This is a genomic window from Paraburkholderia sediminicola (assembly GCF_046030555.1).
Taxonomy (GTDB): Bacteria; Pseudomonadota; Gammaproteobacteria; order Burkholderiales; family Burkholderiaceae; genus Paraburkholderia; species Paraburkholderia sediminicola_E.
The window spans coordinates 200,044-221,509 of sequence record NZ_JAQQCH010000003.1 but is presented as its reverse complement, the minus strand read 5'-3'; the positions used below and the strand labels follow the sequence as shown (position 1 = coordinate 221,509).

General features: G+C 62.5%; 20 protein-coding genes. 16 read left to right on the top strand and 4 right to left on the bottom strand.

The genetic code is table 11. The features are described 5' to 3' along the window. Positions 1-103: 103 nt before the first annotated feature. From PQQ52_RS06740 to PQQ52_RS06685, 12 genes are all read left to right on the top strand, one after another. Complete coding sequence (locus PQQ52_RS06740) at positions 104-2,584, top strand: motility hub landmark protein FimV (RefSeq protein ID WP_408208217.1); 2,481 nt, start codon at positions 104-106, stop codon at positions 2,582-2,584. Next, positions 2,581-3,393 (top strand): tRNA pseudouridine(38-40) synthase TruA, encoded by an 813-nt coding sequence (gene truA / locus PQQ52_RS06735; RefSeq protein ID WP_408208214.1) that lies wholly within the window; start codon positions 2,581-2,583, stop codon positions 3,391-3,393. The genes PQQ52_RS06740 and truA overlap by 4 nt, the downstream gene beginning before the upstream one ends. Continuing rightward, complete coding sequence (locus PQQ52_RS06730; protein WP_408208211.1) at positions 3,390-4,103, top strand: phosphoribosylanthranilate isomerase; 714 nt, start codon at positions 3,390-3,392, stop codon at positions 4,101-4,103. The genes truA and PQQ52_RS06730 overlap by 4 nt, the downstream gene beginning before the upstream one ends. 60 nt (positions 4,104-4,163) lie before the next feature. Then, on the top strand, positions 4,164-5,357 hold the full coding sequence (gene trpB, locus PQQ52_RS06725) for a tryptophan synthase subunit beta (protein ID WP_408208208.1): 1,194 nt from the start codon (positions 4,164-4,166) through the stop codon (positions 5,355-5,357). Positions 5,358-5,368: 11 nt separating this feature from the next. Further along, positions 5,369-6,286 carry a DNA-methyltransferase gene (locus tag PQQ52_RS06720; RefSeq protein WP_408208205.1) on the top strand — a complete coding sequence of 306 codons (918 nt, stop codon included), beginning with the start codon at positions 5,369-5,371 and terminating at the stop codon, positions 6,284-6,286. Between the two features lie 33 nt (positions 6,287-6,319). Next, positions 6,320-7,132: a tryptophan synthase subunit alpha gene (gene trpA / locus PQQ52_RS06715; RefSeq protein ID WP_408208202.1), complete on the top strand. Its 813-nt coding sequence runs from the start codon at positions 6,320-6,322 to the stop codon at positions 7,130-7,132. An 82-nt stretch (positions 7,133-7,214) separates the two neighbouring features. After that, positions 7,215-8,087, top strand: coding sequence for an acetyl-CoA carboxylase, carboxyltransferase subunit beta (accD, locus tag PQQ52_RS06710; protein ID WP_074289018.1), 873 nt, complete (start codon positions 7,215-7,217; stop codon positions 8,085-8,087). A gap of 163 nt (positions 8,088-8,250) precedes the next feature. Further along, entirely contained in the window at positions 8,251-9,561 is a 1,311-nt protein-coding gene (gene folC, locus PQQ52_RS06705) for a bifunctional tetrahydrofolate synthase/dihydrofolate synthase (RefSeq protein WP_408208632.1), read from the top strand. 29 nt (positions 9,562-9,590) lie between these two features. After that, the gene (locus tag PQQ52_RS06700; RefSeq protein WP_408208199.1) at positions 9,591-10,487 is read left to right on the top strand and encodes an SPOR domain-containing protein; all 897 of its coding nucleotides are present in this window, start codon (positions 9,591-9,593) and stop codon (positions 10,485-10,487) included. Between the two features lie 7 nt (positions 10,488-10,494). After that, a complete protein-coding gene (locus PQQ52_RS06695; RefSeq protein WP_408208196.1) occupies positions 10,495-10,989 on the top strand; it encodes a CvpA family protein in 495 nt (164 codons plus the stop codon). 146 nt (positions 10,990-11,135) lie between these two features. Next, positions 11,136-12,683 (top strand): amidophosphoribosyltransferase, encoded by a 1,548-nt coding sequence (purF, locus tag PQQ52_RS06690; RefSeq protein ID WP_408208193.1) that lies wholly within the window; start codon positions 11,136-11,138, stop codon positions 12,681-12,683. Between the two features lie 305 nt (positions 12,684-12,988). Further along, a complete protein-coding gene (locus PQQ52_RS06685; protein WP_408208190.1) occupies positions 12,989-14,179 on the top strand; it encodes an O-succinylhomoserine sulfhydrylase in 1,191 nt (396 codons plus the stop codon). Positions 14,180-14,252: 73 nt separating this feature from the next. Here PQQ52_RS06685 and PQQ52_RS06680 read toward each other — a convergent pair whose 3' ends face one another. Continuing rightward, positions 14,253-15,032: an AraC family transcriptional regulator gene (locus tag PQQ52_RS06680; RefSeq protein WP_408208187.1), complete on the bottom strand. Its 780-nt coding sequence runs from the start codon at positions 15,030-15,032 to the stop codon at positions 14,253-14,255. Positions 15,033-15,063: 31 nt separating this feature from the next. Continuing rightward, entirely contained in the window at positions 15,064-15,405 is a 342-nt protein-coding gene (locus PQQ52_RS06675) for an FKBP-type peptidyl-prolyl cis-trans isomerase (protein WP_408208184.1), read from the bottom strand. A gap of 188 nt (positions 15,406-15,593) precedes the next feature. Here PQQ52_RS06675 and PQQ52_RS06670 point away from each other — a divergent pair, with 188 nt between their 5' ends. From PQQ52_RS06670 to PQQ52_RS06660, 3 genes are all read left to right on the top strand, one after another. After that, the gene (locus PQQ52_RS06670; RefSeq protein ID WP_408208181.1) at positions 15,594-16,400 is read left to right on the top strand and encodes a sensor histidine kinase; all 807 of its coding nucleotides are present in this window, start codon (positions 15,594-15,596) and stop codon (positions 16,398-16,400) included. Between the two features lie 91 nt (positions 16,401-16,491). After that, positions 16,492-17,835, top strand: coding sequence for a hemolysin family protein (locus PQQ52_RS06665; protein WP_408208178.1), 1,344 nt, complete (start codon positions 16,492-16,494; stop codon positions 17,833-17,835). 80 nt (positions 17,836-17,915) lie between these two features. Then, entirely contained in the window at positions 17,916-18,638 is a 723-nt protein-coding gene (locus PQQ52_RS06660; RefSeq protein WP_408208175.1) for a sulfite exporter TauE/SafE family protein, read from the top strand. Between the two features lie 12 nt (positions 18,639-18,650). Here the strand turns inward: PQQ52_RS06660 and PQQ52_RS06655 are convergent, their stop codons facing one another. After that, on the bottom strand, positions 18,651-20,120 hold the full coding sequence (locus tag PQQ52_RS06655; protein WP_408208172.1) for a dipeptidase: 1,470 nt from the start codon (positions 20,118-20,120) through the stop codon (positions 18,651-18,653). Positions 20,121-20,141: 21 nt separating this feature from the next. Further along, entirely contained in the window at positions 20,142-20,876 is a 735-nt protein-coding gene (locus PQQ52_RS06650) for a TetR/AcrR family transcriptional regulator (protein WP_408208169.1), read from the bottom strand. A 57-nt stretch (positions 20,877-20,933) separates the two neighbouring features. On the opposite strand from PQQ52_RS06650, the gene PQQ52_RS06645 reads away from it, so the two are divergent. Next, positions 20,934-21,383 (top strand): nuclear transport factor 2 family protein, encoded by a 450-nt coding sequence (locus tag PQQ52_RS06645; protein WP_408208166.1) that lies wholly within the window; start codon positions 20,934-20,936, stop codon positions 21,381-21,383. Positions 21,384-21,466 lie beyond the last annotated feature (83 nt).

The window sequence follows — 21,466 nt, the reverse complement described above, 5'->3', positions numbered from 1 at the left end:
AAAGCGTCGCGCTTGCGCGGCGCTTTTTTCATTGTGTGCTCCGATCATCTTGTCTCTTTCCAACCGCAAAAAAGGGCTGCGCGCTGACGCGCCAGGAGTCCCGATGAACCTTCGACTCTCTTCCCTTCGGGCTATGTTTATGCATCAAGGTACGGGCCGGCTGACGGCAGCGGCCACTTTGGCGCTCGCGCTGGCTGGCGCCGGCGTTGGTAGCGCAGTGGCTGCGCCCGGTGACGCCGCAAGCGCGCCGGAGGGCGCCTCCGTTTCTTACGCCGCCGGCAGTCAATATACGGTGCGGCCCGGGCAGTCGTTGAACGATGTGGCGATTGCCGTCACGCAATCACACGACAGGGGAACGCTCGCACGCGCTTCGCGCGCGCTGTTCGATGCGAATCCGAATGCCTTCATGAGTCATGATCCGAGCCGGATGCGCATAGGCGCGCTGTTGACGATGCCGGCGCTGGATGCGTCCGGCGCTCTGGTGGCGTCTGCGCCGGTTGCGGGGGCTGCGACTGCCGCATCGTCGGCGGCTACGGCTACGGCTACGGCTACGGCTACGCCTGCTTCTGCCCCGAACGCGGCGGCCGTCGGTGCTGCGGTTGGCGTCGCGAGCGGCGTGGCGCAGGTCAATGCCGCCGCAGCGAGCGCGGCAAGCGCCGCGGCTCGCGCTGCAGCGCCAGCCACCCCTGCGGTGTCAGGGACGGCCAGCTCGACGGCTGACGCAAGCCCGGCAACGGCCGGTGCTGTCTCGACGGCGCCCGTAGCGGGTTCACAGGCTGCAGGCGCGTTGCCGGTCAGCGGTGCACATGTCTGGTCGGGCGCGATCCAGCCCTCGGCCAGCGAGCCTGCTGAAGCTGCGCCGGCGCCTGCCACAACATCGGTTCCTGCGGCGGCCACCGCACAACCGGCATCGCAACCGCGTGCGCAGGTGTCCAGCTTGCAGCAATTGCTCGCGCTGAAGAACCGCGTGCTGATGGAGTTGCAGAAACATGGGATCGGCGGTGCGCCGGCCGCAACGGTTACGCCTTCGACGCGCGGTGCGCAGCCAGCTGCTGGCGGTTCGTCTGCGGCGGCGGTTTCCGGACACGGCGGTGCAGCGATTTCCACGTCGAACGACATTGACATCTCGCAGACGAATTTGAGCGTGGCGGCGGCGATCGGCGCGGCATTGGTCGTGCTGCTGGCGGCTTTGCGTCTGCGGCGGCGTAGGCGCGACGGTGCTGCCGCGGCGAGAGGTTCGTTGGCGGAGGACGCAGCGGCGGCTTCCGCGCGAGCGGCTGGGACGCAACAGGATGGCGTTTCGACGCCCGAACCGGTTCCGGCGAGCGAAGCATCGAACGTGGGTGACGATGCGGCCGCGGGGCATGCGGCCGCGCTGGCGGCGGCTGATCGCGAAGCTGAGGAACGTGATGCGGCTGCGCGGGAAATGGCGGCGCGCGTGGCAGCGGAGCGTGACGCGGAAATTCGTGATGCGGCTGCGCGGGAAGCGACGGCGCGCGAGGCAGCAGAGAACAAAGGTGCAGAGACGGCAGCAACCGAGCGCGCGAGGGCAGACCAAGCTGCGGCTGCGGAACGTGCAGCCGCAGAACGTGCAGCAACCGAACAAGCAGCAGAACACGAAGCCGCAGCCCTCCAATCGTTCACAGGCTTGCCCGCTCAAGACCCCAACGCGTCCCAGCACGCGTGGCAGGAAAGCCACCCAGCGCCTGCATCCATCGAACCTGAGCAACCGAGCCCGGACGTCGTGCCGACCGCCCAAAGCGGTTTCACGCCCGAACCGCTTCCCGCAGCCCATCACGAAAATCTCGACGGAGCGACCACGGCAGCGAGCCTTGCCGCTGCGGCAGAACTCGGTGCTGAAGCTTTGCCGCTGACGCCGCTTGAACCGGTCGGCGAGAGCTTCCAGCAAGAGGTGCCTCCGCACCGTTTGCAATGGGACGACGAACCGGTCTCCAGCGCGCCGGCCGCGCCGTTGGCAGAGCCGATGAATGAGGCGATGAACGAGCCATTTGCCGAGCCGCAGAATCATTTCGACACCCCGCCTCCGCTCATCGATTTCGCGCAACAGCAGGTTGAGCCGTCCGTCCCGACCGGCTTCCCGCGCGACGCCGTCGATGCATTCAGCAGCCTCGACATGGCATTGCCGCCGCGTATCGAATCGACCGACGCAGCGGTGAACGCACCCGAATCGCTGGCAGCACAACCGGTTGCGTCCCCGGAAACCACGGCGCGGCAAGCCGTGACGCCGCACGATCCGGACGACACCCCGCACGTCGCCGATGAAATCGCCGCCGGCACCGCGGGCCATGCAGCCGTTGCGGGCCTGGGCGCCGCCGGCTTCGGCGCGCTGAAGCTCGATTTCGACCTCGAGTTGCCGCCGAGCCCGGCTCAGCCCTTGCCCGCCTTCACGCAGGCCGATCTCACCCGCATCGCCCGCAACAAGCTCGACCTGGCCGCCGAATATATCGACCTCGGCGATCTGTCCGGCGCGCGCACGCTCATCAACGAAGTGATCGAAGCGAACGATCCGGCCACGCGTGCCGATGCCCGCGCGCTGCTCTCGACGCTCGCGCCGTTGTCGTGAAGCGTATTGCACTAGGCGTCCAGTACGACGGTTCGGCATTCTGCGGCTGGCAGTCGCAGACGCACGGCAAGACCGTGCAGGACGAGCTCGAACGGGCGTTGCGCGAGTTCGCGCAAACGCCCGTGCAAACCGTTGTGGCTGGCCGTACGGATACGGGCGTGCACGGCCTCGGCCAGGTCGTGCACTTCGACACTGAACTCGACCGCACGGACTTTTCGTGGATCCGCGGCACCAACGCCTTCCTGCCGAAGACCATTGCCGTCCAGTGGGCGAAGCCGATGCCTGACGTGTTCCACGCGCGTTTTTCGGCGTTCGAGCGGACCTATTACTACGTCCTGTACGTCCACCCGTTCCGCTCGCCGATGCAGGCTACGCGGGCCGGCTGGATACACACGCCATTGGACGTCGACGCCATGCGGACCGCCGCCGCCCACCTGATCGGCGAGCACGATTTTTCGGCGTTCCGTTCATCGCAATGCCAGGCGAAAACACCGATCAAGCATCTGTATCAGATCGACCTGCGGCGACAGGGTGACTTCGTTCATTTCCGCTTTCGGGCGAACGCCTTCCTGCACCATATGGTGCGCAACCTCATGGGATGTCTCGTCGATATCGGCCGGGGACGCCATCCGGCCGAGTGGATGGCCGAGGTCCTCGCCAGCCGTGATCGCGACTGTGCCGCGCCGACTTTCATGCCTGACGGCCTGTACCTGGCGCAGGTGGGCTATCCTGAGCAATTCGCCGTGCCCGCGCCGCAAATAGGCAGCGTGCCGTGGAGTACGGTATGGACCGAGCAAGCGCAAACATGAAATCAACCGAAAACCTGGCGGCTGAAGCTAACGCCGGCGCGCAGCAGCAAGCGGCGCCGCATCGCACGCGTATCAAGCTGTGCGGCCTGTCGAAGCCCGAAGACGTGACCCAGGCGATCGACCTTGGCGCCGACGCGATCGGCCTCGTGTTCTATCCGCCGAGCTCGCGCTCGGTGAGCGTCGCGCAGGCCGTCGAGCTGGTGCATGACGTCCCGCCGTTTGTGTCGGTAGTCGGTTTGTTCGTCAACGCTACGCCGGACTGGATTCGCGAAGTCGTCAGCAATGTCGGGCTCACACTGCTGCAATTTCATGGCGACGAAACCCCGGAGCAGTGCGAAACCCTTGCCGGGGTTGCGGGTTTGCCTTGGTTGCGCGCGTTGCGAGTCGCGGCGGATACTCAACCGGCAGATTTGGTAAAATCAGCGCTTAACTATTCAGCAGCCAGCAGCCTTCTGTTCGACACCCATGTCGAAGGCTATGGCGGCGGCGGGAAGGTTTTCGATTGGTCACTTATTCCAGCAGAGCTCGCGCGTCGGGCCGTTTTGAGTGGTGGGTTGAACGCGCAAAACGTCAGTGATGCGATCCATCGCGTGCGCCCGTACGCGGTCGATGTCTCGAGCGGCATCGAAGTGCCGGGCGCCCGGGGCGTGAAAGATCACGCCCGGATGGCGGCGTTCGTACGCGCGGTGCGCGCAGCGGACGCTGAATGATTCAGGCGGCGCGGTTTTCTCATATGAAAGCCGTGCGCCACACTGAGAAGAGTGATCACCATGTATAACTTGCCTGACGAAAGAGGCCATTTCGGCCAATATGGCGGCGTGTTCGTCGCTGAAACGCTGGTTCACGCACTCGACGAGCTGCGTGCCGCGTACGAGAAATATCAGAAAGACCCGGAATTCGTCGCCGAATACGAGCGCGAACTGAAGTATTTCGTGGGTCGTCCGTCCCCGATTTATCACGCACAACGCTGGAGCGAAATGCTCGGCGGCGCGCAGGTTTTCCTCAAGCGTGAAGACCTGAATCATACCGGTGCTCACAAGATCAATAACGTGATCGGCCAGGCGCTGCTCGCGAAGCGCATGGGCAAGCCGCGCGTGATCGCGGAAACCGGCGCGGGTCAGCACGGTGTGGCGACCGCGACCATCGCGGCGCGCTTCGGCATGGAATGCGTGGTCTACATGGGCGAGGAAGACGTGCGCCGCCAGGCCGCCAACGTGTACCGGATGAAGCTGCTCGGCGCGACCGTCGTGCCCGTGTCGTCCGGCTCGCGCACGCTGAAAGACGCCCTCAATGAAGCGATGCGCGACTGGGTCACCAACGTCGAAAACACGTTCTATATCATCGGCACGGTGGCAGGACCGCATCCGTATCCGATGATGGTGCGTGACTTCCAGCGCGTGATCGGCGACGAGTGCAAGGTGCAGATGCCCGAGTTGGTGGGTCGCCAGCCGGACGCCGTGATTGCGTGCGTTGGCGGGGGTTCGAACGCAATGGGTATCTTTTATCCGTACATTGACGACGCTTCGGTGCAGCTGATCGGCGTCGAAGCAGCGGGCGACGGGATCGAATCCGGCCGTCATGCGGCTTCGTTGATCGGGGGCAGCCCAGGCGTGCTGCACGGCAACCGCACGTATCTCCTGCAAGACGACAACGGTCAGATCATCGAGACGCATTCGATCTCGGCCGGTCTGGACTACCCGGGCGTCGGTCCTGAGCACGCGTGGCTAAAGGACATCAACCGTGCGCAATATGTCGGCATCACCGACGAAGAAGCGCTCAAGGCGTTCCACGATTGCTGTCGCATCGAAGGCATTATTCCGGCGCTCGAGTCCAGCCACGCGCTGGCCTACGCCGCGAAGCTCGCGCCGACATTACCGAAGGACAAGGTCCTTCTGGTCAATCTGTCGGGCCGCGGCGACAAGGACATGCATACGGTCGCTGAGCGATCGGGCATTCAGTTCTGAGCGCCGCGACGATGCGCGACGAGTTCGACGAGCCGCAACCGGCGCTTGAAACCACCCCGGCCGCCGAGGTCGTGGCGGTTGAGGCACCTGTACTGCTTTTGCCGCAGGTGCCCGCCGGTATCCGGCTGTTGAACCGCGATTTTCTGACCGATGTGGCGAACATTCCCGACGGGTCGATTGACCTGATCCTTTGCGATCCGCCTTACGGGCTCGGCAAGGACTATGGCAACGACTCCGACATGCGTTCCGGCGAAGATTTCCTCGCCTGGACGCGTGGTTGGCTCGAGTTGGCTATTCCGAAGCTCAAGCCGTCGGGTTCGCTGTATATCTTCTGCACGTGGCAGTACGCGCCGGAAATCTTCAGCTTCCTGAAGACAAAACTCACGATGATCAACGAAATCATCTGGGACCGGCGCGTGCCGAGCATGGGTGGAACGGTGCGCCGTTTTACTTCGGTGCACGACAATATCGGCTTTTTCGCAGTGTCGAAAGACTATTTTTTCGATCTCGATCCCGTCCGCATCCCGTACGATGCCGTCACGAAGAAGGCGCGTTCGCGTAAATTGTTCGAAGGCAGCAAGTGGCTGGAGCTTGGCTATAATCCGAAGGACGTCTGGTCGGTATCGCGGCTGCATCGGCAACACGCCGAGCGCGTCGATCATCCTACCCAGAAACCTTTGGAAATCGTCGAGCGGATGGTGCTGGCAAGTTGTCCGAAGGGTGGGCGCGTGCTCGACCCGTTTATGGGCAGCGGCACCACCGCAGTCGCTTGCGCTCGACAGCAGCGCGAATTCGTCGGCTATGAGATCAATGAAAGTTACTGCGCAATCGCGCGCGAACGCGTGAGCGCGGCCGCGTCGGCGCCCACAGCCGCTCGCAAATCCCGCAAGGTTGCGGCCAAAGCTGAGCAGCAAACCGAGGCGCAATAAGCGCGCAGTAGCTTAAAAATCCGAGAATATTCCATGTCCCGTATCAAGAACACGTTTGCCGCGTTGTCCGCCCAGGGTAAGAAAGGCCTGATTCCGTTCATGACGGCCGGCGATCCAGACCCTGCGCGCACGGTCGAATTCATGCACGCGCTCGCCGCCGGTGGCGCCGATGTGATCGAACTCGGCGTCCCGTTTTCCGACCCGATGGCCGACGGCCCGGTGATTCAGCAATCATCCGAACGCGCGTTGGCGCATGGCGTGTCGCTGCGTCATGTACTGGCCGATGTGAAGCGTTTTCGCGAAGCCGACGAGAAGACGCCGGTGGTGCTGATGGGCTACGCCAATCCGATCGAGCGCATGGGCACGGAAGCGTTCGCCAAGGCGGCAAAAGAAGCAGGGGTGGATGGTGTACTGGTTGTCGACTATCCACCTGAAGAATGCGCTAATTTCGCCGAACAGATGCGATCTGCTGGCATCGATCCGATCTTTTTGCTAGCGCCCACCTCCACGGATGAACGTATCGCAGAAGTCGGCAAAATCGCCAGCGGCTACGTCTATTATGTGTCGTTGAAAGGGGTGACCGGCGCAGCAAATCTGGACGTTTCCAGCATCGCGAGTAAAATCCCGGCCATCAAGTCGCGCGTACCCCTGCCGGTGGGCGTCGGTTTCGGGATCCGTGACGCGCAAACGGCGCGTTCGGTGGCGGAAGTTTCCGATGCCGTCGTGATCGGCAGCCGTATCGTGCAATTGCTCGAACAAGCGGCCCCCGAAGCCGCCGCTGAGACGCTCACGCGTTTTATCGCCGAAGTGCGCGAGGCGCTCGATAGCGTCGCGACTGCCCGATAACAGTTATTTTTTGTCTCCTGTAGTGTGAACGGCGGGTTCGTCCCGCTGTTTGCGCAACCGGTTGACCCCAGAAGGATTCAATATGAGCTGGCTCGATAAGCTGCTGCCGCCGAAAATCAAACAAACCGACCCGAAGAACCGCAAGGGGATTCCGGAAGGCCTGTGGATCAAGTGCCCGTCGTGCGAAGCCGTGCTGTACCGCAATGACGTCGAGGCCAATCTGCACGTTTGCCCGAAGTGCGACCATCACATGCGCATCGGCGCGCGTGAGCGGCTCGACGGCCTGCTCGATCCGGAAGGCCGCTATGAAATCGGCCAGGAAATCGTCCCGGTCGACGCGCTCAAGTTCAAAGACAGCCGCAAGTACCCGGATCGCCTGAAAGAGGCGATGGACGACACCGACGAAACTGACGCGATGGTCGTGATGGGCGGTGCCATCCACACGCTGCCGGTGGTCGTTGCATGCTTCGAGTTCTCGTTCATGGGCGGCTCGATGGGTTCGGTGGTCGGCGAACGTTTCGCGCGCGGCGCGCAGAACGCGCTCGAACAGAAAGTGCCGTTTATCTGCTTCACCGCTTCGGGCGGCGCGCGGATGCAGGAAAGCCTGCTCTCGCTGATGCAGATGGCGAAGACCACGGCCATGCTCACCAAGCTCGCTGAAGCCAAGCTGCCGTTCATTTCCGTGCTGACCGATCCGACCATGGGCGGCGTGTCGGCGAGTTTCGCGTTCCTCGGCGACGTGGTGATCGCCGAGCCGAAGGCGCTGATCGGCTTTGCCGGCCCGCGCGTGATCGAACAGACCGTGCGCGAAAAGCTGCCGGAAGGCTTCCAGCGCGCCGAGTTCCTGCTGACCAAGGGCGCGGTCGACATGATCGTCGACCGTCGCAAACTGCGTGAAGAGATCGCGCAATTGATGGCGCTCCTAAGCCATCAACCGGCGGACGCCGTCGCTTAATTAACACGCGGTCCGATTCAGCGCCGTGCCTGTTCAGGCGCGGCCGCCGTCAAGAAAAGCAGTAAAAAAAACAGCGCGCCGCGAGAGTCATCAAGCGGCGCGCTGTCATTTCCGGGATAATCACGATCTCGCAACGCAGCACAGCATGGCTCAGATTCACTCGATGACCACATTCCCCTCCCTCGACGCGTGGCTCACGCACCTTGAATCCGCGCATCCGGTCGGCATCGACATGGGATTGGGGCGCATCACGCAGGTACGTGACGCGATGCAGTTGTCGTTCGCGTGCCCGATCATCACGGTCGGCGGCACGAACGGCAAGGGATCGACCTGCGCGATTCTCGAATCGATTTTGCTGCGCGCGGGCTTCACGGTCGGCTGCCACACGTCGCCGCATTTGCTGTCGTTCAACGAGCGGGCCCGAGTGAACGGTGAAATTGCCAGCGACGCGGATCTCCTGCCGCACTTCGAGGCTGTGGAAGCCGCGCGCCTGAGCCTTGCCGAGCCGGTCACGCTGACCTACTTCGAATTCACGACGCTCGCGATCATGAGCCTGTTCGCCTCGCGCGGACTGGACGCAGTGATCTTCGAAGTCGGCCTGGGCGGCCGCCTCGACGCCGTCAACATTCTCGACGCGGACTGCGCGATCATCACCAGCATCGATATCGATCACACCGATTATCTCGGCGACACGCGCGAGAAAATCGCCTTCGAAAAAGCTGGCATTTTCCGCCCGGGCAAGCCGGCGATCTGCGCCGATCCGGTGCCGCCGCAAACCCTGATCGACCACGCCGAAAAGATCGGCGCCGAACTGTGGCTATTCGGCCGCGATTTCCGCTACGAAGGGCAGGCCGGCAGCGAGCGCCAGCAATGGAGCTACGTGGGCCCGACGATGCGCCGTTCCTCGCTCGCCTATCCGGCGTTGCGCGGCGCGAATCAGTTGATCAACACGTCGGCGGCACTTGCCGGTCTTGAAGCGCTGCGCGACCGTTTACCGGTGTCGGCACAGGACATCCGGCTCGGCCTCGCCAACGTCGAACTGCCGGGGCGCTTTCAGGTACTGCCCGGCAAGCCGGCCATCGTGCTCGACGTCGGCCATAATCCGCACGCCGCGGCAGTGTTGACGCAAAACCTCGGCAATATGGGCTTTTTCCCGTACACCTACGCCGTGTTCGGCGCGATGCGCGACAAGGACATTGCTGGCGTTTTGTCCCACCTGAAAGGCGAAATCGACCACTGGTGCGTGACCGATCTGCCGACCCCGCGTGCGGCTTCAGCGGAAGAACTCGAAGCGGCTCTGCGCGATCAGGGTGTGAGCGAAGGCAACGACAGCAGCGTGACGCGCTACGCAACACCGGCAGAGGCTTTCCAAGACGCGCTAAAACGAGCGTCAGAGAATGATAGAATCGTGGTTTTCGGCAGTTTCTATACGGTAGCAGGCGTAATCGCCTACCGTAAATCGCAGCAACACTGAACGGGCGCCAGGCTCGAACCAAGCGATTCATGGGAATTTTCTCGTTCGGCAAGAAAGACGACGCGCCCACCCGGCGCGGCGCAAACACCAGTTCCACTCGGGCCGCCCGTGGCGAACGCGTGGAGCGGCGAACCCGCCGCACGGAACGCACCGTGGATGCCGATGCGATGCTGCTCGACCCTACGTTGCCTGAAAAGCAGCGTGCGCGGCGCAGACTTGTCGGCGCGGTCGCGCTGGTCGTCGCAGCGGTGGTGATCCTGCCCATGGTGCTGGATTCGCATCCAAAGCCTGTCACGGACGACATCTCCATCGACATTCCAAGCCGCCCCGCGCCGAAGGTCGCCAAGACCGACGAAGACACGCAGGCCGGCGTGGCACCGGATAACCCAGCGCCCGACGCGGCAGTTGCCGCTTCCGGCCTTGCGCCGACAACGGCAGCCACGCAAGGCCAGTCCGGCGCCGCCAAACAGCCGGGCGCTGCGCCCGCAGCCAGGCCGGCGGTGAAGCCGCAAGCGCCGGCCGTTGCCGCCAATACGGCGCCTGCAGCGCCCGCCAAACCGGCCAAACCGACCAACGTGTCCGCCATGCAAAGCGCGGCGAACGTTCCAACTCAGAGCGAAGACAGCGCGAATACCGCCGCCGCAGGCGCGGACGCCAATTCCGGTACGCCGGCATCGCCGCCGGGCAGCCGTTTCGCCGTCCAGCTCGGCGCATTTGCGAACGACGCCAATGCGCGTAACTGGGCCGCCAAGTTGAAAGCGGCGGGTGTGCCCGCATATACCGAACATCGGAAACAGGCCGACGGCTCGACGCTCACGCTATTGCGCGCCGGCCCGTTCGCCGACCGTGCAGCGGCTACCGCCGCGATTGCGAAAGTTCGTGAGACCGGCTTGACGTCGGGTGCGAACAGCGGCGCTGCACAGTAAGCGCGCGATGTTCACTGCCTTCGACTACGCTGTAATGGCGGTGATCGGTTTGTCGGCCTTGCGCGGCACATGGCGCGGCTTTTTGTCCGAGGTATTTGGGCTGATCGGCTGGATCGCGGCGTTTTTCATTGCTTGCCGCTTCGTTGGTTATGTCGTGCCATTTATCCCTGCCACGTGGCCGGGCGGCGCGCTGACCCAATGGCTTCTGGCGTTCGCGCTGCTGGTGATAGGCGTAGTGCTGGTGGCAAGCGTGCTGAACGCGCTGCTAAGCCGCATCGTGCAGGCAACCGGCTTGAGCGGCGTGGACCGCTCGCTCGGTTTGATGTTCGGCCTCGTACGCGGGGCCATTCTGGTGCTGATTCTGGTCGCCCTTGCAGGCTTGACCGAACTGCCCCAACAGGAATTCTGGCGCAACGCCTTGCTTCGACCCTATGCGGTCGAGGGCGTGCACGTAATGAAACCGCTGCTTCCCGAGACGCTCGCTGCCTACGTCCGCGTGTGACGATCAGGTGAACGGTTAAGGGAGCGCAGCAGGACTCCGGCCCAATCCGGTTGCCTCTATGCACCGTCGCGTACCCTCACGTACCCTCGCACAGCATCTTTGGCACCGGCCGCCGTTACGAATTTCGTACCTTTGAAGGACATGCCATGTGCGGCATCGTAGGCGTAGTTTCCCATTCTCCGGTCAATCAGCTGATCTATGACAGCCTGCTGCTTCTGCAGCATCGCGGTCAGGACGCCGCCGGCATCGCGACAGCGAACGGCAGCAACTTCCACATGCACAAGGCCAACGGCATGGTGCGCGACGTGTTCCGCACGCGCAACATGCGCAGCCTGCCCGGCACCACCGGTATCGGTCAGGTCCGTTACCCGACTGCCGGTTCTGCATCGAGCGAAGAAGAGGCCCAGCCGTTCTACGTGAACGCGCCGTTCGGCATCATCCTCGCGCACAACGGCAATCTGACCAACTGGCAGCAGCTGAAAGATGAGATGTTCCGCATCGATCGCCGCCACATCAATACCAATTCCGACACCGAAGTGATGCTCAACGTGCTCGCGCACGAGTTGCAGCTCTCCAGTTCGAGCCTGCAACTCGATCCGGCTGCGCTGTTCAAGGCGGTGTCGGGCGTGCATCGCCGGGTGCGGGGTTCATACGCGATCGTGTCGCTGATCGCCGGCTACGGTTTGCTCGGCTTTCGAGACCCGTTTGGCATTCGCCCGCTGTGCCTCGGCAAGCAGGAAACGCCGGAAGGCGTCGAGTGGATACTGGCATCGGAATCCGTCGCGATCGAAGGTATCGGTTTCGAATTTGTGCGTGACATTGCGCCGGGCGAAGCGATTTTCATCGACCTCGAAGGCAATTTGCACTCGCAGCAATGCGCGACGAATCCGAGCCTGAACCCGTGCATTTTCGAACTCGTGTATCTCGCGCGTCCGGACTCGGTGCTCGACGGCGTGCCGGTCTACAACGTGCGTCTGCGCATGGGCGATTACCTCGCCGAGAAGATCAGGCGCGAATTGCCCGACGTCCCAATCGACGTCGTGATGCCGATTCCCGATTCGTCCCGTCCGGCAGCGATGCAGGTCGCGAAGAAGCTGGGCGTTGAGTATCGCGAAGGCTTCTTCAAGAACCGTTACGTAGGTCGCACGTTTATCATGCCGGGCCAGGCGATGCGCAAGAAGTCGGTGCGCCAGAAGCTGAACGCCATGGGCATCGAGTTCAAGGGCAAGAACGTGCTGATCGTCGACGATTCGATCGTGCGCGGCACCACCTCGCACGAAATCGTGCAGATGGCACGCGATGCCGGCGCGAACAAGGTGATCTTCGCTTCGGCGGCGCCGCCGGTGAAGTATCCGAACGTCTACGGTATCGATATGCCCACGCGCGGTGAACTCGTCGCACATGGCCGCACGGACGACGAAGTCGCGCGCATGATTGGCGCGGACTATCTCGTTTATCAGGACGTTGACGCCCTGAAGCAGGCGGTGCGCGATATCAACCCGGCGCTGAAGGAATTCGAAGCCTCGTGCTTTGACGGCAACTACGTCACCGGTGATATCACCACGGAATACCTTGACCGCATCGAAACCGCGCGTCTCGCACCGTCCTCACAATCGGATCGCGACGCCGCGAGCGAAGCGGCCGAGGGCGGGCCGTCGCGTTCGCAACTGCATCTGCAATTGTCGGTCGGTTAAAGCAATCCCGCGTGCGGTGTGCCATGTCAGTGGCTCGCTGCACGCCACGCCGCGAGCGTGTTAGCATGATGGCTTGCGTCGATTTGATCTCAGCTTGCGGACGCGGGGCAACCCAAAACAGCTAAAGCGAATGGTGGAAAAGCCGCAGTCATCCGCCTACGCTCCAGCTTTCCCCCGCACATGAAGCCCGCTTATGCCGACGCAAAAGCGGGCTTTTTTGTTGCTGCCGTTTGGCGCTATGCGCTCCTTTTATGTGAGCCGTAGATGCTGAACCCAGCCATGGAACATTGGAAACCAGAACCAATATGGACGACTCCCTGAACTTCGATACGCTGGCAGTCCGCTCGGGCACAGTGCGCAGCGACTTCAACGAACATTCGGAAGCGATTTTCCTGACCTCGAGCTTCGTCTTCGCGAGTGCCGCGGACGCCGCCGAAAAATTCAGGAATTCCGAAGACAACTACACCTATTCGCGCTTCACGAACCCGACCGTCTCGATGTTCCAAGACCGTCTGGCCGCGCTCGAAGGCGGCGAAGCGTGCATGGCCACGGCTTCAGGGATGGCCGCGATCATGTCGGTGGTGATGTCGGTGCTGCAGGCGGGCGACCATCTGGTTAGCTCGCAAGCGCTGTTCGGCTCGACGCTCGGCATGTTCTCGCAGATCTTCAGCAAGTTCGGCATTACGACCACTTTTGTCGATCCGACCGATCTGGACGCGTGGAAAAACGCCGTGCGCCCGGAGACGAAGATGTTCTTCCTTGAAACGCCGTCGAATCCGCTCACCGAAGTGGCCGATATCGAAGCAATCAGCAAGATCGCGAAGGCGGCGAATGCGATTTTCGTGGTCGACAACTGTTTCTGTAGCCCGGCTTTGCAACAACCGTTGAAGCTCGGCGCCGATGTCGTCATGCACTCGGCCACCAAGTTCCTCGACGGCCAGGGGCGTGTGCTTGGCGGCGCGCTGGTCGGCTCGAAGAAATTCATCATGGAAAAGGTGTTCCCGTTCGTGCGCAGTGCTGGGCCGACCTTGTCCGCGTTCAACGCCTGGGTGCTGTTGAAGGGCATGGAAACGCTGTCGCTGCGTGTGGAAAAGCAGTCGGCGAATGCGCTCGAAATCGCGCGCTGGCTCGAAACACATCCGGCCGTGAATCGCGTGTTCTACCCGGGGCTCGAATCGCATCCGCAGCATGCGCTGGCGATGCGTCAGCAGAAGGCGGGCGGCGCGATCCTGTCGTTCGAGTTGAAGGGCGACACGCCTGAGCAGATGCGCGCGAATGCCTGGCGCGTGATCGACAGCACGAAGATCTGCTCGATCACCGGCAATCTCGGCGATACGCGCACCACTATCACGCATCCGGCTACGACCACGCACGGTCGCGTGACGCCTGAGGCGCGAGCGGCGGCAGGTATCAGCGAAGGCTTGATCCGTCTCGCAGTGGGTCTGGAAAACGCCGGCGATATCCGCGGCGATCTGGAGCGCGGTCTGGCGGGTTAATAACGCCTGGCAAGTGTAGCCGGGAGCAGGAAACGCGGGCCGCCTTCTCAGGTGGCTCGCGAATTGCACAAACTCAATGGCGCAACGCGCGCCATTGACCGGGCGCCAGCCCGAAGCGCCGCGTGAATGCGTGCGTGTAGGCGCTCTGATCGCCGAAGCCGATTTCCAACGCGATATCGCTGAGCGATAGACGTGGATCGGATAGCAATCCAAGAGACGTATCGAGCCGCAGACGCTGCAAATAGCGATGCGGCGTTTCGCCGAAGGCGTCGATAAAAAGCTGATGAAAGCGCCGCATGCCGAAGTCGCAGTGCGTGGCAAGGTCGGCAATACGCAGTGGTTCCGACAGATGCGCGCGCAGCCAGCGGTCAATGCGCGCGAAGTCGAGGCCGGCGCCATACGCCTGCGCGCCGGCCACTGTGCCGGTATCGGCCACCAACGCAGCGCCTAATCGTGCGGCTGCATCCCATTGAAAACGCCGGGTGTCCAGATCGCCCGCTTGAGCGCCGCCCGTGGCGTGCGCTGCAATTCGATGCACGAGTTGCGTGAGCGAGGGATCCACCGTCACTGCCCGCGCGCGGTCGAACAGACGTTCCGGCACGGCCAGCGAGGCGGCCGGCAGATCCAGCACCAATTGCCGGTTCTCGCCAATGCCCGCGTAGTCGTGCCGCGCCCCGGCCGGGATGAGCCAGGCGGAGCGGGCGTCGATCTGATGCGCGACGCCGTCTACCGCCATCACCATCGCGCCGTCGAGTCCGAGCACGACCTGGTGAAAGTCGTGCACGTCCGACGCCTCGACCGCGCTATAACGGCGCAGCGAAACGCCAGGTGCGGTGACGGCGGCGTGACCCATTGGCGAAGCCCGATTACAAAACAGCGAAAATTTAGACGTCGAGCAGTTCGACTTCGAACACGAGCGTTGCATTCGGCGGAATCACGCCGCCTGCGCCGCGCACGCCGTAGCCGAGTTGTGGCGGAATCGTCAGCTTGCGCGTGCCGCCGACCTTCATGCCTTGCACGCCTTCGTCCCAGCCCTTGATGACCATGCCGCCGCCCAGCACGAACGCGAACGGGTCGTTGCGGTCCTTGCTCGAGTCGAACTTCTGGCCGTCGGTCAGCCAGCCCGTGTAGTGCACGCTGACAGTCTTGCCGGCAACCGCTTCGGCGCCGTTGCCTTCAACGATGTCTTCGTATTTCAGGCCGGATTCGGTAGTCACAGTCGACATGTGTCGCTCCTTAGGTCAAATTGTAAAAACCGACATTGTAGGCGTGTTGGCGCCGCGTCGCCCAGGATTGCCGCCTGGCATGCGGTTTGCGTCCATGTTGGCTGTCCGGCCAGGCTGGTTGCGCCGGGCGGCATGCCTATAATGGGGCTTCTTTTAACATTTCATGCACCGCCTGAGAGGGCTCGATCGTGACAACGTCATCCACCGGGACCACCGGCGCAAAGCCGGTTCTTTCCGGCATCGCCGTATCCGAACGCACCGCACACCTGCGCGCGGAAACCGCGCTGTTCATGCGCGACCACGTGCTGTCGCTGGTGTCGCACGACCTTCGTGGTCCGCTGAACGCCATCCATAGCTGGGCGTACGTGCTCGAGCGCAAGCTCGATGCGAACGACCCCAACTCGCAGCGGGCCGTCACCGGAATTCGCAACGGCGTGGACCAGCAGGTGAAGTTGCTGGAAACGATCGTCGACGCCGTGCGTGCAGAAACCAAATCGCTGGCGCTCGCCTATGCGCCGTTTCCGCTGCACCCGCTACTCGATGAAACCGTGGATGAAGTCCGCTCCGGACTGGCTCGCGCGCGTGGCGTCGAGGTCATGCTCGAGTCGCAACTTGCTACCGAGCAGCTCAACGGCGATCGTGAGCGTCTGGCCGCCGCGCTGTGGGTGATGCTCACGTTTGCCGTCGAAGCGAGCGTGGAAGGCGCCGCAGTCACGCTGGCAACACGCGCGGACGCCACCAGGTGGTACGCCACCGTCACCTTCAATCAGAGCGCCGCTGCACTGGAGGATCCTTCGGTGCCTCACTTGCTCGAAGCCTTTGCCCGCAAACAGGCGCGTGAACCGCGCGAAGCCAAACGGATCGCGTGGGTATTCGCGCTGTGCAAGCGTGTTGCGGAAACGCATGGCGGCAGTTTCGAGCAAAGCGACGCGGCGGAAAACGAAACGGCCACGCTCGCGTTGCATGTACCGCTGAGTGCTACGACAGCAACGTGAGCGGCGGCTGTCGCGCGTTCCTGTTCGCGATTAACTTTCACCAGGCTTTCACCCACTATACTGACGACTTTTGTTGCCGGAGCCCTTCGCTTTGATCCAGGTTGTCGCCCTTATTGGTGCATTGTTTCTCGTTGCCCTCAACGGTTTTTTTGTCGCCGCTGAATTCGGTCTGGTGAAGCTGCGGCAGACGCGTGTGCAGAGCCTCGCGGCCAGACATGGCATGCGTGGGCGTCTACTGGCGAAGGTGCACGGACGACTCGACGCGTATCTGTCCGCCTGCCAGCTCGGCATTACGCTGGCGTCGCTCGGGCTTGGCTGGATCGGTGAGCCGGCGTTCGCAGAACTGCTCACGCCGGTCTTCAGCCTGCTTGGCGTGGAATCGGAAAAGTTGATTCACGGCATCTCGCTGTTCTTCGCGTTCTCGTGTATTTCGTTCCTGCACATCGTGGTGGGCGAACTGGCGCCGAAGTCGCTGGCGATTCGCGAGGCGGAGAAAGTTTCGCTGTGGGCCGCCACGCCGCTGTACGGTTTCTACTGGGCGATGTATCCGGCGATCTGGGTGCTCAACTCGAGCGCCAACGCGGTATTGAAGCTCGCAGGCCTCGACGCGGACCACGGTCACGATTCGCATTATTCGACCGACGAACTCAAGCTGATCTTGCGTGGCCGCCGCGCCAACGTCGCGACTGAGCTCGGTTCGCCGGACGGCGCATACAGCCAGGACGAATGGAACACGATTGCGCATTCGCTGGACTTTTCGCGCATGACCGTCTCCGATCTGATGCGGCCGTCCTATGAAATGGTTGGCCTGCGGCGCGACGTGCCGTTGCGCGAAAACATGCAGGTGGTGGCGCGTCACCGCTTCAGCCGCTATCCCTTGTTCGAAGACGCGGCCGGTGAGCGCGTGGCCGGCATGATCCACTTGAAGGATTTGCTGCTGGCGCGGCACGCGGGCAGCACGCTCGAGGACCTCTCCAACTATGTGCGGCCCGTACAGTATGTGAAGCCGGATATGCCGGCGCTCGAACTATTTCGCCGCTTCCGCAAGGGCGCACCGCACTTCGCGCTGGTTGGTCACAAGAACGCGAAGCCGATCGGCTTTCTGACGCTGGACAATCTGCTCGGCGCACTGGTTGGCCAGATCCACGACGAATTCCGCCAGGGCGATGCCGACTGGACGCGTATGGACGACGGCACGTTGATGGGCAAGGGCAGTTTGCCGGTGGTGTCGCTGGAACGCGCGTTGGGAATCGACATCGACGAGGGCAAAGCCGAATCGGTTGGCGGCCTCGTGATCCAGGCGCTCAACGATCTGCCTGGCGAAGGGCAGCGCGTCGAGTTCGATCGCTTCGACGTGGTGGTCAAGAAGATGAAGGGGCCGCGCATTGTGCTTGTGCGCGTTTATCCGAAGACCTTCGATGATGAAGGCGGTTGAACGGGTTCTGTGCCGAGCCCGTCGCAGGACTACTGAAACATTGCTCGAGTAAAATCGTCGTCCATACCACCGGGGGCGACATGGGATATTTGCTGGTGCTGTGCGTCGGTTTGCTTGCTGGCACATTGAGCGGCGTGATCGGCACGGGCTCGTCAATGATGCTGATGCCCGTTCTCGTAATGCTGTTCGGGCCGCAGCAGGCGGTGCCGATCATGGCGATCGCCGCAATCATGGGCAACTTCGGAAAGATCATTGCGTGGTGGCGCGAGATCGACTGGCGGGCTTGCGGGGCTTATTGCGTCACTGCGGTTCCGGGCGCCGCGCTGGGCGTGCGGACGCTTCTTGCGTTGCCGCCGCATGCGGTCGAACTCGCGTTGGGGGTGTTTTTTGTCGCGATGGTGCCGACCCGGCGCTGGCTGGCGCGGCGCGCTATCAAATTCACTTTGTGGCAGCTTTCGCTGATCGGCGGCGTGGTGGGTTTTCTCACCGGCATCGTCGTTTCTACCGGGCCGATCACAGTGCCCGTGTTTATGTCGTATGGCCTTGTTAAAGGCGCCTTTCTCGCGACCGAAGCGGCTGGATCACTGGCTGTCTACGGCACCAAAGTCGCGGTTTTCAATCATTTCGGCGCATTACCGTTGCATGTGATGATCGACGGTTTGATCACCGGTTCGGCACTCATGATCGGGTCCTTTTCCGCGCGGCTGATTGTGGTCCGGATGAGCCCCGCGGTTTTCAAACTGGTGGTTGATGGATTGATGTTGTCTTCAGGCGTTTCGTTGCTGTGGGCAGCAGGGCGATAGGGTCTTGAAACGTCACCCCACCGACGCCTCAAATACCCGCCGGTAATTTCCGCCAAGAATCGCCCCGACTTCCGCTTGCGAGAATCCCGCCAGTAACAGCGCACTGGCCAGATCCGGCAACTGCTCATAGCTCCTGAACACCGGCGGTGAAATAAACCCGAGCATGTCCGTCCCCAGACCGACATGTTCCACCCCCACGACATCAGCCATACGTTTGACGCCTTCGGCCATCGCGTGTAAATCGCGAAACGTCCCTGAGCTTGGCCAGACGCCAATCACGCCACCCGTGCCGGCGATCACCCGCGCATGGTCCGGCGTAATGAGCCGGCTGCGCGCACCCGGATGCGTAGCCAACGCGGAATGCGATAGCACCAGTGGTTTGGTCGACGTATCCGCCGCGCGCTTCACCAGCGCATAGGTCCCGTGCGCCACATCCACAACGATGCCCAATGCATTACAGCGCTGCACCACGTGCACGCCGATGTCCGTGAGGCCGCCATGCACCGGTGGCTCGGTCTGGATATCGCCGAGTTCATTCACGCGGTAATGCGTCAGTTGCAGATGCCGCAACTGGTGCTGCGTGTACGCTTCATCGACACGATCTACGTGGCCTTCGAGAAAATCCCCGCCTTCGGCAGAGATGATCACGCTCGGTCCGAGCGGACCGAGTTTCGTCAGCGACGCTGTGTCCGTTGCCACCTGCATCTGTTCACGCGCGATTAATTGATGCGCGCGCTGGAATTCGGTCTGACCGAGCGCATACAGTTCGCCTGGCTCCGGCTCGCGCCATGCTTCGAAACGCTTGCGGTTATCCGCCACACGCGTGACGGTCGTATCGGTGACGATCGCAAGGCAGATGACGTTCATGCCGCCGGCGCGCATCGGCGCGGCCAGGGGAACGAACGGACGGTTTGCGCCGATCGCTGGTTTGCGCGACACGATCACGCGCCCGGCGTGGCTGTGCATGTCGATAGTGAGCATGCCGGTGGGCGCTTGCCATCCTGGCGCAGCTTCGGATTGCGCGGATTGCACAGGTTGTGCCGGTTGTGCTGTTTCGGCGCGCGCCTCGGTATAGCCGGCAAAGTGCCCGGGCGCACAAGCCGTCAATCCCAACGCCGCGCCTGATGCCAGAAACGCACGCCGGCTAAATCGACGCTGTGGCGCTTGTGGACGATCGAGCGGTAGCGCGTCGACCAGGCGATACCGCCAACCCGCGGGATCGTCGAGCAGACGCAACAGGCGGCCGCGCAAAGCGAGTGCCTGTGCGTGTGGCGCGAGCGGAGCGGCCATCTGCACCTCGATCGACGTCAGCGGATTGCGCGGCACGCAGCCCCCGCAGCACGGCTCGTCGGCGCTTAACAAGAAGTAGTCGACCGTGTCTGCTTGCGGGTCCAGCGGAATCATCCAGCCCGATATGTCGACGGTCGTGCCGTGCAATGTGTCGGCACGCCCGGTTTGAATACTCGGCCAGTCGATCTGCATCGGCGCTCCTGTCAGCTCTGTTTATTTGCGGATCGATGTTACCCGGCTTTTATCTGGCGTCAGCGCGCCGACCATGCGCTCAACGAGCTTCAACGCATCGGCTTTCAGTGCGACGGGATCGTCTGCGCCATCGAGCAATTGCGCCGCTTCGCACACCATGCTGCCGATCATGCGCGCGGCAAGGTACGCCTTTGTTTTTTCATTGCCGGTGGTCTGGTCAGTCAGCGCGCCGATAAGCAGACCGTAGACGTGTGCTTCTTCGATCTCGCGGCATCGCGCCGGGCCGAGCACGGCGGGCGCGGTTTCAATGACGAGTTGCCGATAGGCGGGTTCGGTGCAGACCTCCAGGAATTCGCGAATGCCCGCGCTCATCCGCCTGGCTTTCGGAGCGGCAACGGCGGCGGATTGGACTTTAGATGCGGCCCGCGCCTGGAGAGACTCGACCAAGGCATCGAACAGTTCAGCTTTGTCGGCGAAGTGGTGATAGAAGGCGCCACGCGTCACGCGTGCGCTGCGTGCGATGGCTTCTATCCCGACCTGCTGGTAGCCCTGTGAGGTGAATAGCTCACCCGCGGCGGTAATCAGCGCCTGACGGGTCGCGTCCGCATATTCCTCGCGACGGGATTTGGGGGTTGGACCTGCTGTCGGCATCGGGTTCGTTTTTTTAGCCCTTGATTTTTCACATTCTGATTGTAGTATACATACACGGTGTATGTGAAAATCGTGTTGTATGTTTAGATTGCCATGGGCTTCCATACGGATGCGCGGTCAAACAACACCGTAGGTAAGCAACCCATTCAGGAGCAAACCCACATGACGTCAGCAGAAAAATACCTCCCGCCGACCGCGGAACAGTTAGCCAATGCCCGGACAGCGGTACAACGTTTCGCCGCGGAGTGGCAAAACCCCGTCGCCGATAACCTGGAGCCTCTTATGCATGAGGACACACGAAACCTCATTCCACCCATGACAGAACCGGCCGACCGCAAAGGCGTGATCGAACACTTCCGCCAGGTCCTAACCCAGCTCCCGGACTTGAAAGTAGATGTTCTTCAATGGGCCCCCACCGGCGACGCCGTCATGATCGAATGGCAGGCATCAGCCACCGTGGCCGGGCAGGCGCTCAATTGGCAGGGTGTCGACCGCTTCAACCTGCGCGGTGACAGGATGTACAAAGGGCAGGTGTATTGGGACACCCGGCGGGTGGCGGAACAGATGGCCGAAGCGGTCAAACGTGCGCAGCAAGGCGGCTCAGCGGGGTGACGCATCGCATTGGATGAGCCAATAAAAAGGCGGTTAAAGCACGTGTGCTTTAACCGCCTACGGCCTTCTAGTCTAGAAATCGC

Bases quoted from the DNA above. Each gene is read 5' to 3' on its own strand.
- folC (WP_408208632.1), top strand. From the start codon at position 8,251: ATGACCACATTCCCCTCCCTCGACGCGTGGCTCACGCACCTTGAATCC.
- PQQ52_RS06695 (WP_408208196.1), top strand. From the start codon at position 10,495: ATGTTCACTGCCTTCGACTACGCTGTAATGGCGGTGATCGGTTTGTCG.
- purF (WP_408208193.1), top strand. From the start codon at position 11,136: ATGTGCGGCATCGTAGGCGTAGTTTCCCATTCTCCGGTCAATCAGCTG.
- PQQ52_RS06655 (WP_408208172.1), bottom strand. From the start codon at position 20,120: ATGCAGATCGACTGGCCGAGTATTCAAACCGGGCGTGCCGACACATTG.
- PQQ52_RS06730 (WP_408208211.1), top strand. From the start codon at position 3,390: ATGAAATCAACCGAAAACCTGGCGGCTGAAGCTAACGCCGGCGCGCAG.
- PQQ52_RS06680 (WP_408208187.1), bottom strand. From the start codon at position 15,032: ATGGGTCACGCCGCCGTCACCGCACCTGGCGTTTCGCTGCGCCGTTAT.
- trpB (WP_408208208.1), top strand. From the start codon at position 4,164: ATGTATAACTTGCCTGACGAAAGAGGCCATTTCGGCCAATATGGCGGC.
- PQQ52_RS06700 (WP_408208199.1), top strand. From the start codon at position 9,591: ATGGGAATTTTCTCGTTCGGCAAGAAAGACGACGCGCCCACCCGGCGC.
- PQQ52_RS06675 (WP_408208184.1), bottom strand. From the start codon at position 15,405: ATGTCGACTGTGACTACCGAATCCGGCCTGAAATACGAAGACATCGTT.
- PQQ52_RS06720 (WP_408208205.1), top strand. From the start codon at position 5,369: ATGCGCGACGAGTTCGACGAGCCGCAACCGGCGCTTGAAACCACCCCG.
- PQQ52_RS06740 (WP_408208217.1), top strand. From the start codon at position 104: ATGAACCTTCGACTCTCTTCCCTTCGGGCTATGTTTATGCATCAAGGT.
- accD (WP_074289018.1), top strand. From the start codon at position 7,215: ATGAGCTGGCTCGATAAGCTGCTGCCGCCGAAAATCAAACAAACCGAC.
- trpA (WP_408208202.1), top strand. From the start codon at position 6,320: ATGTCCCGTATCAAGAACACGTTTGCCGCGTTGTCCGCCCAGGGTAAG.
- PQQ52_RS06685 (WP_408208190.1), top strand. From the start codon at position 12,989: ATGGACGACTCCCTGAACTTCGATACGCTGGCAGTCCGCTCGGGCACA.
- PQQ52_RS06660 (WP_408208175.1), top strand. From the start codon at position 17,916: ATGGGATATTTGCTGGTGCTGTGCGTCGGTTTGCTTGCTGGCACATTG.
- PQQ52_RS06650 (WP_408208169.1), bottom strand. From the start codon at position 20,876: ATGGAAGCCCATGGCAATCTAAACATACAACACGATTTTCACATACAC.
- PQQ52_RS06645 (WP_408208166.1), top strand. From the start codon at position 20,934: ATGACGTCAGCAGAAAAATACCTCCCGCCGACCGCGGAACAGTTAGCC.